Raw genomic sequence first — 15,386 nt, 5'->3', positions numbered from 1 at the left:
TTTCCTAGAGATCTGAGGTTCTGATGATGGGTTCAAGTGCGTGTGATGGAGGCGCCGCCGTCTACAAGCGATGCAGTACCGGTCACGAAGGCAGAATCATCTGAGGCGAGGTAAAGCACCGAGCGAGCGAGCTCTTCCGGCGTGGCAACCCGCTTCAGCGCATGCAGGTTTGTGATGAAGGACTGGGATTCAGGTGTGTCGTTCATCTCGCGATACATCGCGGTATCAACGGCACCGGGCAGGATGGCATTGACACGCACGCCCTGCGAACCGAACTCGGCTGCGAGCGCCTGCGTCAGGCCAATCAACCCGGCCTTCGAGGCAGCGTAGGCGGCAACACCTGGAAATGCAAAGCTGTAGCCGACAAAAGTCGAGGTAAAGATCACCGAGCCTGCGCCATGTTTAACCATCTCGGCAATCTGGTGCTTGGCGCCAAGGAACGAGCCGGTGAGATTGATAGCGATTGCATCGTTCCAGCCCTGCTCGGAAACCCCGGTCGAAGGACCGGCTTCGCCGAGCGTTCCGGCATTGTTGAAGGCGACATCGAGGCGTCCGTATTTTTCGACGGCAAGAGCGACGAGCGCCTTGGCGTAGTCCTCCGAGCGGACATCGCCGGCAAGCGCGACGGCATCGCCGCCATTTACCTTGATTTCGGCGATGAGTTCATCGAGTTCATTCTGGCGGCGGGCGCCGACGACGATTTTTGCACCTTCAGCTGCGAACAGCTTTGCGGTGGCGCGGCCGATACCGGCGCTGGCACCCGTGATAACTGCGACTTTTCCAGAAAGACGTTCCATGGTCTTGATCCTCTTGGCGAAGCGGCGGGAACCTGATGGGCTCCCTCCAAACCGTTTGCTTGAGGTGAATATGGCCTTATTTAATCGTTCGGATTAGTCTGCAGAAAATGAAACTCGTTTCCGGATATTCCGAACAATGATTAAGCTCGAAGGCATCCTTTCCTTTGTCGCCATCGTCGAAGGTGGTTCGATCAGCGAAGCGGCGCGGCGGTTGCGCTTGTCGAAATCAGTCGTCAGCGAGAGGCTGGCGGAGCTTGAGCGCATTCTCGGCTCGAAGCTGTTGCACAGAACCACCCGCAAACTCACCCTAACGGAGGACGGCCACTATTTTTTGGAGCGCGCCCAGAGGATTACGCTGGAAATCGAGGAAGCCACCACTGACATGGCCGAACGGCGGGGAACAATATCTGGCCCCCTGCGGCTGTCGGCACCGGTAACCTTCGGGCGCATGCATCTGGGACCCGCGCTTTACGGCTTTCTTGCCGATCACCCGGATCTGCAGTTGACGCTCGATCTCGACGACAGGCGGGTGGACGCCGCTGCAGACGGATACGATGCCGTCGTACGAAACGGCCCGATCGCCGATTCTCGGCTGATGGCGTGGCGTCTCGCGCCAAGCCGACGTGTACTCGTCGCCTCACCGGGCTACCTTGAGAAGAATGGCACACCCGGATCGATCGAAGAACTTGAGACGCACAAAGGCATCTTCTATTCCAATCGAGGCATCGCGGATTGGCGCTTTCCGAGTCCGGCCGGCACCATCCTCGTGCGCGGACGCATGGGGCTAAGCCTCAACAATGGCGACATGCTGCGCGATGCAGCGATCGCGGGCATCGGAGTCGCGCTGGTTCCGATGTTCGTGGTCGGAACGGCGATCGCTGCCGGAGAATTGCGCGAGATCGATATCGGGGTTCAGCCGGAACTCGAATATATCCATATCGTCCACCCGGATGGACGGCGCCCTTCGGCAAAACTGAGGGCTATCGCCGATCACCTTCGCCAGAAGTTCGGCACACCGCCCTATTGGGATCGCGGCCCGACGGTCCGTTAGCTGCAGCTGCGCAGCTGCGAAGCATAAGCACTGGCGATACTCGCGGCGCGTTGTGCCGCCTTTCGAAGCTGGGCATTGCCTCGCCACGACCCGCGCGCATATCCGGCGTCACCGGAATAATAGGCCAGATAGAGATTGTAGGCGTCGTTGAGAGCGATGCCGTTCTTTTCGTGGCTGTTGCTGTGGTACCAACCGACAAAATCGATCGCGTCGGCGAAGTTTGTACGGCGCGCCATCAGATGGCCGGTTTCACGCTTGTAGCGCGACCATGTGCCGTCCAGAGCCTGGGAGAAGCCGTAGGCCGTGGATTGGCGCTTCCAGGGAATGAAACCGAAGAGCTTTGTGCGGGGTGGGCGTGCGTATGGGCGAAAACCGGATTCCGTATAGATGGTTGCCATCAGGATCGGAACGGGCACGCCGTATTCGCGCGAAGCCTTGCGGGCAGCGCGTTCCCAATTGTTGAACAAGCCATCGCGCTGTTCGAAGATAGCGCAGGCATTGCGCGTGTTCTTCGGCGCGGTTGCACACCCCGCCAGCGCGAGAAGGGCGACGATAAGCAATACACGCATCGCACGATCTCTCACTTTCAGAGAGATTACTGGCAGGTAAACGTTAAAGAGACGTTTTTACGCAACTGCGGTCACGGGGATCTCGGAGATCTCGCCTCGATTCATAGGCACAAACTGAAGATTTTTGCGGAAAGCACAGCTCCGCTTTCCGCCAGTAACCGGGCACCACGAACCGGTTCAAACCCATCGATACGCTTCGTACCGGCCCACCGTCCGTTGTCGGCAAAGACTTCGATGGAACCCGTGTCGAGAAATATCGAAATCCTCGAGGGCTTGGCACCGGCCACTATGTAGCGTGGCACCTCGCTATCGTCTCCGCTGCGACGAAACCGGATCGCAAGCCCCTCATCGTTCACCTCAACGCCGACCTCGGTGTGAGGATGATCAAAAAGCAGTTCGAATGGCGATCCCGCGTGGGATAGTTCGATTGTAATCTCGACGGCCCCGGAGGTGAACCCGACAGGTTGCCCAGCGAGAAGCTTACGATCGTCGACAAGCTGATGCCGAAGAGTTTCCACGGTCGGCACTGGCGGCGTGAGTACCCTGTCCCCTCTCAGGATCAACTGGCGCGGCAGGGTCATGGCGGTCGGAAAATCGACGGCGTGGGAAACGTCCGCCCAGTTCGCCAGCCAGCCGATACCGACAGCAGTTTCACCATCGACGAACGCCTGAAAGGCGTAGTTATCAGTGCCGAAATCGAGCTCCTGCTCGAAATCTCGCAGAAAACGCACGCCATCGAAGCTGCCAACTGCAATCAAGGTGAGGTTCTTGCGACCGGTCCGCACATCGACACTGTTGACCATGCCATAGAGCAAGGCCCAGCGCGTTTCAGGCGCGTCGGCAGGACCATTCAGGGGCAGCAGGCAAGGGCATTCGATGACACTTGCTCCATATCGATCTTCAAGCAGCAACGTGCCGACGAACCGCCAGCCGTCGGCTGCCGCAGGGTCGTCGGTTTCATAGAGCAACACGACTCCGCCCTGCTGGCTGAGGCTGCCAAGCACCATCTTCCACAGTCCATCCGGCCCCCGCACGACGTAGGGATCGCGAAAATCGAGGGTTAGCCCGAGGTCGCTTGGCCTGTTTGGCAGGATGACATGTGCCTCGCTCGCGGTGATGATGTTGTGCGATGTGGCCGTCAGCTGGATCTGTGTTTCCGGGGTCCTTTCAATAACCTGTTCGGTAAAGAATACCCGTATACCGGCATCGCCCATCAGCGGGATAGCGGAGCCGGAGAAGGCGCCGCCTCTTTTGTCGGGCCTTGCCGTCAGGTCTTCCGATGGGAACAGGAAGATCGGCATATGGTGCCAACGCAGATAATCGGTCGAAACGGCGTGGCCCCAGTGCATGGTGTTCCAGCGCAGACCGTGGGAATAGTGCTGGTAGAAGAGATGCGGTCTTCCCCCAAAACGTCCGAACCCGTTGGGGTCGTTCATCCAGCCGAAGGGCGGGCGGAAGTGATAGCCGTCCCTGACCGGCGCCGGCGCATTGGCGACACTGGTGTGGAGCACCGTGATGCCGTTTTCCACGACTTCCGCAGCGTTGAAGAAATAGGCCACCGAAACTGCCGTCGTCGTGGTATCGTAGAGGCAGTCCAGCGCACCGCCGCTGACCACAACGAAAGGGCGAAAGACGTATTCTTCGCTGTTTTCGACGGAGACCTCGCCGATCTTCTCGCCGCGGCAGACGAATGCCATCGTTCCCGGCGCATTCGGCCCCTTGGCCTTCAGCCAGACGTGCAGGGTCGCACTGACGGGAACATCAGCAGAGAGCACGGCGATCGTGTCCGTTTGCGGGGGCGAGAGAACCTCACTCATGCAGCATCCTTCCTCGGCAATTGTGCCTCATGAAGGTCGAGCTAGGGTCAAATCCATCGATGTAAAGGGTAAAACAGTCACGCCCGCCAAGGGCGAAGCGTCAGAGCTTCAGCCTGTAGAACGTGTTGTCGACCGCCATGACAGGGAATGCTGCCGGCAGATCTTCGCGACCGATCTGCGCAAAACCGTTCTTCTCATAGAACCGGCAGGCAGCCCGCAAGATGTCGATAGTGCCGAGGAAAATTTCGGACATCTGGGCGGTGCGGGCCTTGTTGACCAACGTAGACAGCAGGCGCGCTGCGAGGGCGTATTCGCGCCCCCGGAATGCCGCAGCCACGAACATCTTGCGGATCAGCGCCTGACCGTTGCCGATATCCTTCATGGCGATCGTGCCGACGATATCGGGGCCGTGCCTGGCGATCCAGAAATCGCCGGCACCGGTCTGATAGAAATTTGCGATATCGAAAAGATCGGGCTGCTTTTCAGCAGAGGTCTCGATTCCGAACTCGATTGTCTGGATCGGGAGGATCAGGGCGACGATGTCGCGCTCGTCACCACTGCGATAACGAGAAATTTCGATTTCCGATGCCTTGTCCGGCATGTCATCGCCTCCCGTCAGCCGCCTCAGACGAGGCGGCTCTGTTCGACGGCGGCTTCGACGAAGCTCGCAAACAGCGGATGCGGATCAAGCGGCCGCGATTTCAGCTCCGGATGGTACTGGACACCGATAAACCACGGATGATCCGGGTACTCGACGGTTTCCGGCAGAATGCCATCCGGCGACATGCCGGAGAACTCAAGACCGCATTTTTCGAGGCGATCCTTATAGTCGATATTGACTTCGTATCGGTGGCGGTGGCGCTCGGAAATATCCGTGGAACCATAGATATCGGCGATCTTGGTGCCCTTCTTCAGGCTCGCCTTGTAGGCGCCGAGACGCATGGTGCCGCCGAGATCGCCGGATGCCGTGCGCTTCTGCAGTTCGTTGCCCTTCACCCACTCGGTCATCAAGCCGACGACCGGCTCCGCCGTCGGGCCGAATTCGGTGGACGATGCCTTCTCGATGCCAGCGAGGTTGCGGGCCGCTTCCACGACAGCCATCTGCATGCCGAAGCAGATGCCGAAATACGGCACCTTGCGCTCGCGAGCAAAGCGGGCCGCATTGATCTTGCCTTCGGAACCGCGCTCGCCAAAACCGCCGGGCACGAGAATGCCGTGGACCTTTTCGAGGTAAGGCGCCGGGTCTTCCTTTTCGAAGACTTCCGATTCGATCCAGTCGAGCTTGACCTTGACGCGGTTGGCAATGCCACCGTGGTAGAGCGCTTCGGTCAGCGACTTGTAGGCATCCTTGAGGCCGGTGTACTTGCCGACGATCGCAATCGTGACTTCGCCTTCTGGCGTGCGAATGCGGCTGGCGACATTTTCCCAGTTTTCGATCCGCGGTTTCGGCGCCGGCTCGATGCCGAAGGCTGCCAGAACTTCCGAGTCGAGACCTTCCTTGTGGTAGGCGATCGGCACGTCATAGATGCTTGCGACATCCAGTGCCTGGATGACGGCGGATGGGCGCACGTTGCAGAACAGCGACAGCTTGCGGCGCTCGGCCTCGGGGATTTCGCGGTCGGCACGAACGAGCAGGATGTCCGGGTGGATACCAAGCGCCTGCAGTTCCTTGACGGAATGCTGGGTCGGCTTGGTCTTCAATTCACCGGCCGCCGGAATATAGGGCATCAGCGTCAGGTGCACGAAAACAGCGGTACCGCGCGGCAAGTCGTTCTTCAGCTGGCGGATTGCCTCCATGAACGGCATCGCTTCGATATCGCCGACCGTGCCGCCGATCTCGCAGATGACGAAATCGTAGTCGTCATTGCCTTCGGTGACGAAATTCTTGATCTCGTTGGTGACGTGCGGAATGACCTGAACCGTCGCGCCGAGATAATCGCCGCGGCGTTCCTTGTCGATGATGTTCTTGTAGATGCGACCCGTTGTGATGTTGTCTGTCTTGGTCGCCGAACGGCCGGTAAAGCGCTCGTAATGACCGAGGTCGAGATCCGTCTCCGCGCCGTCGTCGGTCACGAAGACCTCTCCGTGCTGGGTCGGGCTCATGGTGCCCGGATCGACGTTGAGATAGGGGTCGAGTTTGCGAAGCCGCACCCGATAACCACGGGCCTGCAGCAATGCTCCTAGAGCGGCCGCGGCAATCCCTTTTCCAAGGGAAGAAACCACGCCGCCAGTGATGAATACATATCGCGCCATGGGCTTCACCGGATACCGTTTCAAAAACGATTCCGCCACCGAAAAATTCATCTTTCAGAATTTTTCCGTCAAAAGGTTGGTGGCAGGAATTCAAACAAAAGAAAACCGGCGGAAAAATCTTCCGCCGGCGATTTCAAAAGGCGTTGGCCTTACTGGCCGCTGGGAACGCCCGAATTGTCGGCAGGCGTCTTTGTAGCTGGCGTCTGGGTCGCCGGGGTCTGGACCGCCGGTGTCTGCGTGGCCGGAGCCTGGCCGTTGGTCGCGCCGTTCTGGGCAGGCGTTTCACCGGCGGGTGGGGTTGCGCCGCCACCGAGCGAATCGAGAACGCCGTTGCCGTTGGTGGTCGTGCCGGGGATACGGTCAAGAACGTCCGTCGCGTTCGGCTGGTAACGGGAGAGAACGCCCATACCGAGTGCCAGAACAAAGAACAAGGCCGCCAGGATCGCCGTGGTGCGCGTCAGAGCGTTAGCCGTGCCGCGGGCGGACATGAAGCCCGAACCGCCGCCGATGCCAAGACCGCCGCCTTCCGAACGCTGGATCAGCACGACGCCGATCAGCGCGAGAACAACCATGAGATAGATGACGAGCAATACGGTCTGCATTTTATCCGGTCCTGACCAAGGTCATCGTTTCGGCAGCCAGCGGAACGTCCGCCCGGCCAGCCGGGATGCCATTAAAGTTTGTTGGCGGCTGCATATACCAAGCAACCGCGCATTAAAAGCCCCTACCCGCAATCGCCGGTGCAATCACACAGGCTCAGGCGGTCAATTCCTCATAGACCCGGTAGATGGCGAGGAAGTCGTCGGCTTTCAAGCTCGCACCACCGATTAGCGCGCCGTCGACATTGGAAACGCCGAGAAGCTCGCGGGCATTCGACGGCTTCACCGAGCCACCGTAGAGAATGCGCATCCTGGCGCCCTCATCGCCGAAGCGCTTCACAAGCTCGGCGCGCATGAAGGCATGCGCCTCCTCCACATCCTGAACCGTCGGCGTGAGGCCTGTGCCGATCGCCCAGACGGGCTCATAGGCGATGACAGTGTCTTCGGCGGTCGCATCGTCCGGGACCGAAGCGTCAAGCTGCCGCTTCAGGACATCCAGCGTCTGGCCGGATTTGTGCTGCTCTTCGCTCTCGCCGATGCAGACGATGGCAACCAGATCGGCATCATGGGCTGCTTCCGCCTTCGAGCGGATCAGCGCATCCTCCTCGCGGTGATCCGTGCGGCGCTCGGAGTGGCCGACGATAACGTGGGTGCCGAAGCAATCGGCGATCATTTCCGCCGAGACGTTGCCGGTATGCGCACCGGCAGTCTTTTCGTGGCAATCCTGCGCGCCGATCGCGAGCGGGCTGTCGGTGCAAAGGGCGGTCGCGACATAGAGCAGCGTGATCGGTGGGCAGATCAGCGTTTCGACCTTGGCCGACAGCGGCCCCTTGACCCCTTCAGACATCGCCTTGATCTGATCGAGCGAAGCCCTGACCCCGTTCATCTTCCAGTTTCCGGCAACGAGCGGACGTATTTCAGGGGTCATGACATCTCCTCACAGTGCTTCCCTCTTCCGGCAAAGGCCGTAGCAAATAAGCCACAGAAAAGAAAGCGCTTCGCCGCCTCTCCCGCCGTCGGCTGTCAGTCTCGCAAGCGTGATGTGCGACTGGCTTGCTCCCGGCCCTTTCCAAGCGGATGCTATGGCAATACCCGCCAGGGGGCATTGGTTATGTGGCGCAACGACAAGAACGGCTACGGCTGGGGCACGATTGTTCTTCACTGGACGATCGCCATTCTGATAGGCGGCCTCGTCGCACTGGGATATGCCATGACACGCGCCGACATCGACCCGGAATTACAGTTCCAGCTTTACCAATGGCACAAATCTTTCGGAATGCTGGCTCTGGCATTGACGATCATTCGGATTGCCTGGTGGTTGGTCAACATCAATCCATCTCACATAGCCACCCTTTCAAGGATGGAAACCCGCGCTGCATCAGGCGTCCACGCTGTGTTGCGCGGGCTGACGCTTGCGGTCCCGCTGACCGGCTGGGCAATCGCCTCCACATCGACGCTTGCCATCCCTACCTTCTTCTTCAACCTGATCGTGATCCCGCACCTGCCGTTTGAAAAGTCCGCGGCGGCGGAAACCTTCTGGACGGGGGTACACGGCTGGCTGGCGTATGGGCTTGCAGGGATCGTGTTTCTGCACGCGACAGCTGCTCTCTTCCATCACTTTTTGCGTCGAGATGAGGTTTTGCGCCGGATGTTGGGAATATTGCCGCACAGACCAGCGTCAAACCCAGACACATCTACAGCTGGAAGCAAAAAATGGGACGCTGGGCAACGTTAGGAACGGTAGTCGTCGGTCTGGTGCTGCTTGCAGCCACTCCTGGCTGGAGCCGCACACTCTCCCTCGACGAGGCAGCCGGTCGCTATTCAATCGATGGATCATCGCGGATCGGCTTTTCGGTTGGGCAGGTCGGCGGTGGCGGCATATCTGGAAACTTCTCGAAGTTTTCGGGCACATTCAAACTCGACCAAAACGATATCCGCCGTTCGGTGGTCGAATTCTCGCTTTTCCCGGAGGCCGTCGAAACCGGCGAGCCGCGCGTAGAAAGCTTCCTGCGCTCCAGGGCAATCTTCGATGCGGAACATTTTCCGCAAATTGTCTTCCGCTCGACCAAGATCACACAAACGGGAGAAGACACGGCGGAAATCGAAGGGAAATTGACGGCAAAAGGCACGACGCGCACAGAACATTTCGAAGCCAAGCTGACGAAATGGAACGCTCGTGTCATTAGCTTCCGCATAGAGGGAAGCATATTTCGCGCGCCGTACAATATGGCGGTAAGTATTCCGATCTATTCCAACGTCGTGCAATTCAACATGACGGTAAACGGAATGCGCCGATAGGATACTGTTTGCCAAAAGTCGCCGCAGTCGACGGCTCGCACCTTTTCATAAAGGCATCCATGCGAGGTCGGATTGTGAGTCTTTTCCGCCGGTTATCCGGCTTTGCGTACGCAGTATCGAGCCGACTACCTGTTTGAATCAGAAAACGGCGGTAACCCGCCGTTTTCCAAAGTATTCGAGACTCTTGCCGACTGAAATCAGCTGAGCTGGCTGCCGACGAAATCCTTGACGATACGAACGATACCGCGGCCAAGCAGGTCGTCGAGGGCGTCGCAGAGCTGATCGACATGCTGGCGCTCGCAGATGAGCGGCGGCAGCAGGCGGATAACGTTGCGGTTGTACTCCGTGAACGCCACAAGCGTGTCGTAGTCACGCAGCAGCAATGCGCCGATGAAGCCCGACAACGAGCCCTTCAGCTTGTCGTCCAGCAATGCCACGACCGGCCGCAGCACGAGCGGCAGCGTCTGGCTGAAATCCTGGAATTCGAGGCCGACCATCAGGCCCTGGCCACGAACATCCTTGATGATCTTCGGATACTTTGCCTTGAGCGCATTTAGGCGCTCGAGCAGGTAATCGCCCTGCACGGCAGCGTTTTCGATCAGATCCTCGTCATAGAGAACGTTCAGCGTCTCGATCGCCGTGATGCAGGCTTCGCCGATACCGCCGAAGGTGGCGTGGGCGTGGATCATCGCGGTCTTCGGCGTACCATAGGCCTTCATGTAGATGTCACGGCGGGCGATCATGGCCGCCATGGCCGTCTTGCCGCCACCGAGCGACTTGGCAACCGCCGTGATGTCCGGCACCACGTTGGCGTATTCGAAGGCGAAGAAGCGACCGGAGCGACCGACGCCACACTGCACCTCGTCGGCCACCCAGATCACGCCGTGCTTGTTGCAGAGCGTGCGGACTTCCTGCCAGAACTCCGGCGGTGCAATGTTGATGCCGCCGCCGCCCTGTATGGTTTCCAGCACGAGAACGCCGATCGTCGGATCGGTCTCGAAGGCACGGCGGATCGCATCGATATCACCGAACGGCACCTTGACGTTGTTTTCGAGCAGTTTGAACTCGCCACGATAAAGCGGACCGTCGGTGATAGACAGGACGCCGCGCGTCTTGCCGTGGAACGAATTCTCAGCATAGACGACGCCCGGCCGCTTCGGGCCGGCAACGCGCTCGGCGAGCTTGATGGCGGCCTCCATGGCCTCCGAGCCGGATGAACCGAGGAACACCATGTCGAGGTCACCCGGCGCGATTTCCGCCAGGTTCTTGGCAAGCGCCGCCGCGTATTGCGACATGAAGGCGATGCCGATCTCATGGCGATTCTCATCCTGGAACTGCTTGCGCGCCGCGATCAATCGCTGATGGTTGTGGCCCAGCGCCAGCGAACCGAAGCCGCCGAAGAGGTCGAGTATCTTGCGACCGTTCTGGTCGACGTAATACATGCCCTCGGCGGTCTCGATCTTGATCTTGTTGAAGCCGAGCAGCTTCATGAAATGCAGCTGGCCGGGGTTCAGGTGATCCTTGAACAGCGTCGTCATGTCGGCGACGCTCATATCCTTGGCTTGTTCGACCGTCAGAAGGTTGGGCTTCTTCATGCCGCCATCGAGGGCGGGAGCGTCGATCATGACGCGAGCTGGCTTGTCGAGCATTGTCCTTGTCCCCTCGTTCATTCAGCCGGTACGGCAGAGGCCGCGACCGAAACATGGCCGGCCTTCTTGGCGCGATATTCGTCATAGGCGGCGACCAGCATGTCGCTATCCTTGTATTCTGCCTTCCAGCCGAGGTCGCGCTTGAGCTTGCCTGTCTCGCGAACGCACATCTCGTCGGCGATCAGGTACTGTTCCGGATCCATGATCGGCAGGTTGACGGCGTCGAAGGCGGCCAGCGTCGCCTTGACGGCAAAGCCCGGGGTCGGGATGAGGAACGACCTCGAGCCTGCATGGGCGATCAGATCGCCGAGCAGCTTGCGCACCGATGGCGGATTGTCGGAGCCGAGATTATAGGCTTCGTTCGGCACGCCGCCCTTCCAGGCGAGACGGGCAGCCTCGGCGCAATCGAAGACCGAGATGAACTGGTACGGCGCCTTTCCCGAACCGATCATCGGCACCGGCAGGTTGGCGTCGATCAGCTTGAACAGCTTTTCCAGAATACCGAGACGGCCGGGGCCGATGATCAGCCGCGGGCGGAAGATGGTGATTTTCATGCCCTGCTTGCGCCATTCGGCGGCGAGCTGCTCGGTCGCCCACTTGGACTTGCCGTATTCGCCGAGCGGAGCGGCCGGATGATCCTCGGTCTGCGGCGACTGGACAGTGTGGCCGTAGATCATGTCGGTCGTGAACTGCACAAGACGGTTCGCGCCCGAGCGGGACGTCGCCTTCATGATGTTCTCGGCACCGTAGTAGTTGACCGGCCAGAAGAACTCCCAGCGCTTTGCCTTGACCTGCAACGGCGACAGCATCTTGGCCGCCATGTTGTAGACCATGTCATCCGGGCCGATATCAACCTTCATGACGTCGTCTTCCTTGGTCACGTCGCAATGGACGAAACGGGTGCGGGCGTAGTGTGGAAGGTCCGATTTGGTGATGTCAGCAACCAGAACGTCCTGGCCTTCCTGGACAAGCTTCTGGGCAAGGTGCCGACCGACGAAACCATCTCCGCCGAAAATGACATGCTTCATGATGCACTCCCGATTTTTGCTGTTGCGCCCTCGACGACATGGCCTTCGTCATGGGACGACATGCCTGACTGGGCGATAAGAACGGTGCCCACGCAGATGAAGGCGATGCCGGCGATGCGCCATGCATTCAGGTCTTCGTGGAAGATGAAATAGGCAAACAGAGCGACCGCTACATAAGCGAGGCTCAGGAAAGGATAGGCGAAGGACAGTTCGACCTTCGACAGGACGTAGAGATGCGAGGCCATGGAGATGACAAAGGTCGCAAGACCGGCAAAGACCCATGGATTGAAGATAATCTGGAAAATGCGTGCGATGGCGGTATCCGCCGTAAAGCTTAACGGCCCAAGCGACAGCATGCCCTGCTTCAGCATCAGCTGCGCGGCAGCATTGGTCAGCACCGTGAAGAGTATGAAAACAATATATTTCACGTTGTTACTCCCTGTTCCTGCAGATCGATCTACATCAAAGAGAAGTACATTCGGTTTAAGTCGTCGGTTTATTTGAATAAAATTTTAGACATTCTCATTTTGGCAAAAGCAAAGCCGTCCGTTTCCAGAAGTTCGAAACCATGGCCGGATCGCGCAAAGCTTCCAGCTTTTTCCAGTCGGGGAACGACGCCGCAAAGGTTTCAGGGCTCATGTGCGCATCCTTGTAGGGATTGATGGCCCCACCTGCCTCCAGAACTATCGCATCCAGCGCGTCGAGAAGCGTAAGCGTTCGTTCACCCTGATTGGCGAAGTCCAAAGTCAGCGTAAAACCCGGGCGCGCGAAGGAAAGGATACCCCGTTGCGGCCGGTCGCCGAACTTCTTGAGCACGGTCAGGAAAGAGGCGTGACCGGCCTTGCGCGCGGTCTCCATCAGCAACGCAGTAGTTGCCGGCGCTTCTTCTGCCGGAAAGACGCTCTGGTGCTGGTAAAGCCCCTTCGGGCCGTAGAGCCTGTTCCAGTTCGTGATCACATCCAGAGGATAGAAATACCCCGGCCATTTAACCGTGGAGACGATCTCGACCGGCTTTTCCTTCCGGTAGTAGAGCTCGTTGAAGCCCTTGAGCGTTAGCCGGTTCAGGAGATTGAACGGCGGCGAAAAGGGGACGCCAAGCTTCAACCCGCGCGGCATGTCCGGAAACTCGCAGGACGCATCGGCATGGTCACCAGCCAGAAGCACCCCTCGCCCCATCGATTTTCCGGTGGCCAGCTGGTCGATCCATGCGACGGAATATTCGTGCTCGCTGTCAATCCGGTCAACCATGGCGAAATAGTCGTCCAGCCGATCGAAGCGGATCGCATGCTGCTGGATATGGGCGGATGGCACCTTCATCAGCTGCAGGTCGACGGAAAGGATAAGGCCTGTCAGCCCCATGCCGCCGATCGTCGCGAAGAAGAAATCGGAATTTTCCCGAGGTGAACACACGAGCAGATCACCATTCGAGCGCAGCAACGTCAGACCAAGAACATGGTGAGCGAAGGTACCTCGGGCATGATGGTTCTTGCCATGCACATCGTTTGCGACAGCACCGCCGACGGTGACGAAGGCTGTACCGGGTGTAACCGGAAGAAAGAAACGGTTGGGGATTGCCCTTTCGAGCACCTGCTTCAACGTGACGCCCGGATCGCAGGACAGGATGCCCGTGCCGGGGTCAAAGGAATTGATGCGGCTGCGCGTACGGCTGTCGATCAGGGCACCGGCATTGTTGTGGCAGCTGTCTCCATAGGAGCGGCCATTGCCGAACGGCAGGAAGGCGCCGGGCGCAGCGTCCCGTCCCTCCTCCTCGAAAGCATGCACGCTGATGGCACGACGCGCGCGCCGATCCAGGCGGCCCCAGCTCTGATAGTCGGAGGTCGTCATCACGCTCCGAGCGCACCGAAGACAACGAGGCAAGCCCCTATCGTCATCGTCACGAGACTTCGCCAATCGCGCATGATGAAAACAACAGGATCCTCATGAAGCATGCCGCGGCGGGCCAGCATCCAGATCCGCAGCTGCATGTACAACACCAGCGGGCAGAGCGGCCACAGCGCCCACGGTACCGTGTACATCTCCAACATTTCCTTGCTGTGGATATAGAGCGCGAGAACGAGCGCTGCGGTGAACGCGGAGGCAACGCCCGCCTGCCCGACCATCTCGTAATCATCGGCCATGTAACCCCGGCCAGGCACTTGCGCGCCGTCTTCCCCATCGTATTCATGCAGCTCGACATAGCGTTTGACCAGAGCCAGGCTGAGGAAGAAGAAGATCGAGAAGGAGAGAAGCCAGAAGGAAAGTTCGGTATCAGTCGCGGCAGAACCTGCAACAATCCGCACCGTATAGAGCCCCGCAAGTGCAAAGACGTCGACCAGCAGTTTGCGTTTCAGAAAGAAGGTGTAGGCGGTTGTGGTCACGGCGTAGAACGCCAGCACTATAGCGAATTCCAGCGGCAGCAGCAGGGTCAGCGACAAGGATGCCAGGATCAGGCAGATCGCGATCGCAAGCCCCATGGGCACCGACATCTCGCCACTTGCAAGCGGCCTGTTCCGCTTCTTTGGATGACGACGATCACTCGTCAAATCGGAAAGATCGTTGATCACGTAAACGGCGGACGCCAGGAAGCTGAAGGCGAAGAAGGCACATATCGAATTGAGCACAGCCTGGATGTTCAGGATGTCATGGTTGAGAACCGCGGGCACGCCGATGAGTACATTCTTCGCCCATTGATGAACGCGAATGGATTTGAGCGTCGCAAAAGCGCTGACCTTGCCCGTATCCAGGCGCTCGGCATCATGCTTGCGGCGCCAGTTTTCGGCAGCCGTATCCGGGGCGACGACAATGGCCTTGCGGGCCGCATCGAAAACCGGAACATCGTCGCGGCTGTTGCCCATGTAGTCAAAGCCGCCCTCTCCGAAGCGCTTGATCAGGGCATCGCGTTTACGGCTGCTCGTCAGGTTCAGATCAGGGGAGCTGTGAAGGACGGAAGAGAACAGACCGGTATGCTTGGCAACACCATGCGCCACGCTCTCGGCAGCGCCCGTCACGAGGATGATCGGACGACCTGTCTCGCGTTCGCGGACCAGACGTTTGAGCACAGCCTCACGGTAGGGCCAATCCGCTGCCTGCCTGCCGGAGCGGAGGGCAATCTCATGTTTCAACCGCCCTTTGCCCGTGCTGAGCCAGTAAAGCATCGCAAAAAGCATGAACGGATTTCGAAAAAGTACAATCGCAACGCCTTCCCAAAGCGTATCGGCAGCCAGCAAAGTGCCGTCGAGATCCACGCAGAGCGGAATGTATCTGATATCGGTGCGAGCATCCATGTGAAAGCAACCCCAGGAACAATGCCTGGGAAAATCACACA

15 protein-coding genes are annotated in these 15,386 nt (G+C 59.0%); 3 read left to right on the top strand and 12 right to left on the bottom strand.

Annotated elements, in window-relative coordinates:
- Positions 1-32: 32 nt before the first annotated feature.
- On the bottom strand, positions 33-797 hold the full coding sequence (locus QO002_RS11045) for an SDR family oxidoreductase (protein WP_307229535.1): 765 nt from the start codon (positions 795-797) through the stop codon (positions 33-35).
- A 136-nt stretch (positions 798-933) separates the two neighbouring features.
- Between QO002_RS11045 and QO002_RS11040 the strand changes: the two genes are divergently transcribed.
- Entirely contained in the window at positions 934-1,848 is a 915-nt protein-coding gene (locus QO002_RS11040) for a LysR family transcriptional regulator (protein ID WP_307229533.1), read from the top strand.
- On the opposite strand, the gene QO002_RS11035 is transcribed toward QO002_RS11040, so the two are convergent.
- From QO002_RS11035 to tpiA, 6 genes are all read right to left on the bottom strand, one after another.
- Positions 1,845-2,417 (bottom strand): transglycosylase SLT domain-containing protein, encoded by a 573-nt coding sequence (locus tag QO002_RS11035; RefSeq protein ID WP_307229531.1) that lies wholly within the window; start codon positions 2,415-2,417, stop codon positions 1,845-1,847. The two genes, QO002_RS11040 and QO002_RS11035, sit on opposite strands and share 4 nt — an antisense overlap.
- A gap of 101 nt (positions 2,418-2,518) precedes the next feature.
- Positions 2,519-4,234, bottom strand: a complete 1,716-nt coding sequence (locus QO002_RS11030; RefSeq protein ID WP_307229529.1) for a GH32 C-terminal domain-containing protein — start codon at positions 4,232-4,234, stop codon at positions 2,519-2,521.
- Between the two features lie 100 nt (positions 4,235-4,334).
- The gene (locus tag QO002_RS11025; RefSeq protein ID WP_307229527.1) at positions 4,335-4,835 is read right to left on the bottom strand and encodes a GNAT family N-acetyltransferase; all 501 of its coding nucleotides are present in this window, start codon (positions 4,833-4,835) and stop codon (positions 4,335-4,337) included.
- Between the two features lie 23 nt (positions 4,836-4,858).
- Positions 4,859-6,487, bottom strand: coding sequence for a CTP synthase (gene pyrG, locus QO002_RS11020; RefSeq protein ID WP_307229525.1), 1,629 nt, complete (start codon positions 6,485-6,487; stop codon positions 4,859-4,861).
- 149 nt (positions 6,488-6,636) lie between these two features.
- Entirely contained in the window at positions 6,637-7,089 is a 453-nt protein-coding gene (gene secG, locus QO002_RS11015) for a preprotein translocase subunit SecG (protein ID WP_307229523.1), read from the bottom strand.
- Positions 7,090-7,243: 154 nt separating this feature from the next.
- The gene (gene tpiA, locus QO002_RS11010) at positions 7,244-8,014 is read right to left on the bottom strand and encodes a triose-phosphate isomerase (RefSeq protein ID WP_307229521.1); all 771 of its coding nucleotides are present in this window, start codon (positions 8,012-8,014) and stop codon (positions 7,244-7,246) included.
- A 183-nt stretch (positions 8,015-8,197) separates the two neighbouring features.
- Here tpiA and QO002_RS11005 point away from each other — a divergent pair, with 183 nt between their 5' ends.
- Positions 8,198-8,821, top strand: a complete 624-nt coding sequence (locus QO002_RS11005) for a cytochrome b (protein WP_307229518.1) — start codon at positions 8,198-8,200, stop codon at positions 8,819-8,821.
- The gene (locus QO002_RS11000) at positions 8,800-9,384 is read left to right on the top strand and encodes a YceI family protein (protein WP_307229516.1); all 585 of its coding nucleotides are present in this window, start codon (positions 8,800-8,802) and stop codon (positions 9,382-9,384) included. The genes QO002_RS11005 and QO002_RS11000 overlap by 22 nt, the downstream gene beginning before the upstream one ends.
- A gap of 197 nt (positions 9,385-9,581) precedes the next feature.
- Here the strand turns inward: QO002_RS11000 and QO002_RS10995 are convergent, their stop codons facing one another.
- The 5 genes from QO002_RS10995 to QO002_RS10975 all read right to left on the bottom strand — a co-directional run bounded on the left by QO002_RS10995 (position 9,582) and on the right by QO002_RS10975 (position 15,345).
- Positions 9,582-11,033 carry an aspartate aminotransferase family protein gene (locus QO002_RS10995; protein WP_370878480.1) on the bottom strand — a complete coding sequence of 484 codons (1,452 nt, stop codon included), beginning with the start codon at positions 11,031-11,033 and terminating at the stop codon, positions 9,582-9,584.
- A gap of 17 nt (positions 11,034-11,050) precedes the next feature.
- A complete protein-coding gene (locus QO002_RS10990; RefSeq protein WP_307229513.1) occupies positions 11,051-12,061 on the bottom strand; it encodes an NAD-dependent epimerase/dehydratase family protein in 1,011 nt (336 codons plus the stop codon).
- The gene (locus QO002_RS10985; RefSeq protein ID WP_307229510.1) at positions 12,058-12,489 is read right to left on the bottom strand and encodes a DMT family transporter; all 432 of its coding nucleotides are present in this window, start codon (positions 12,487-12,489) and stop codon (positions 12,058-12,060) included. The genes QO002_RS10990 and QO002_RS10985 overlap by 4 nt, the downstream gene beginning before the upstream one ends.
- Before the next feature lie 94 nt (positions 12,490-12,583).
- Positions 12,584-13,906, bottom strand: a complete 1,323-nt coding sequence (locus QO002_RS10980; RefSeq protein ID WP_307229508.1) for an FAD-binding oxidoreductase — start codon at positions 13,904-13,906, stop codon at positions 12,584-12,586.
- On the bottom strand, positions 13,906-15,345 hold the full coding sequence (locus QO002_RS10975) for a UbiA family prenyltransferase (RefSeq protein WP_307229506.1): 1,440 nt from the start codon (positions 15,343-15,345) through the stop codon (positions 13,906-13,908). Before QO002_RS10975 ends, QO002_RS10980 begins: the two co-directional genes overlap by 1 nt.
- Positions 15,346-15,386: the final 41 nt, after the last annotated feature.

Source organism: Pararhizobium capsulatum DSM 1112 (genome assembly GCF_030814475.1).
GTDB classification, from domain to species: Bacteria; Pseudomonadota; Alphaproteobacteria; order Rhizobiales; family Rhizobiaceae; genus Pararhizobium; species Pararhizobium capsulatum.
This window is presented reverse-complemented; position numbering and strand designations above follow the sequence as displayed.

Coding starts and splice junctions, on each gene's coding strand:
- QO002_RS11045 (WP_307229535.1), bottom strand. CDS start 797: ATGGAACGTCTTTCTGGAAAAGTCGCAGTTATCACGGGTGCCAGCGCC.
- QO002_RS11040 (WP_307229533.1), top strand. CDS start 934: ATGATTAAGCTCGAAGGCATCCTTTCCTTTGTCGCCATCGTCGAAGGT.
- QO002_RS11035 (WP_307229531.1), bottom strand. CDS start 2,417: ATGCGTGTATTGCTTATCGTCGCCCTTCTCGCGCTGGCGGGGTGTGCA.
- QO002_RS11030 (WP_307229529.1), bottom strand. CDS start 4,234: ATGAGTGAGGTTCTCTCGCCCCCGCAAACGGACACGATCGCCGTGCTC.
- QO002_RS11025 (WP_307229527.1), bottom strand. CDS start 4,835: ATGCCGGACAAGGCATCGGAAATCGAAATTTCTCGTTATCGCAGTGGT.
- pyrG (WP_307229525.1), bottom strand. CDS start 6,487: ATGGCGCGATATGTATTCATCACTGGCGGCGTGGTTTCTTCCCTTGGA.
- secG (WP_307229523.1), bottom strand. CDS start 7,089: ATGCAGACCGTATTGCTCGTCATCTATCTCATGGTTGTTCTCGCGCTG.
- tpiA (WP_307229521.1), bottom strand. CDS start 8,014: ATGACCCCTGAAATACGTCCGCTCGTTGCCGGAAACTGGAAGATGAAC.
- QO002_RS11005 (WP_307229518.1), top strand. CDS start 8,198: ATGTGGCGCAACGACAAGAACGGCTACGGCTGGGGCACGATTGTTCTT.
- QO002_RS11000 (WP_307229516.1), top strand. CDS start 8,800: ATGGGACGCTGGGCAACGTTAGGAACGGTAGTCGTCGGTCTGGTGCTG.
- QO002_RS10995 (WP_370878480.1), bottom strand. CDS start 11,033: ATGCTCGACAAGCCAGCTCGCGTCATGATCGACGCTCCCGCCCTCGAT.
- QO002_RS10990 (WP_307229513.1), bottom strand. CDS start 12,061: ATGAAGCATGTCATTTTCGGCGGAGATGGTTTCGTCGGTCGGCACCTT.
- QO002_RS10980 (WP_307229508.1), bottom strand. CDS start 13,906: ATGACGACCTCCGACTATCAGAGCTGGGGCCGCCTGGATCGGCGCGCG.
- QO002_RS10975 (WP_307229506.1), bottom strand. CDS start 15,345: ATGGATGCTCGCACCGATATCAGATACATTCCGCTCTGCGTGGATCTC.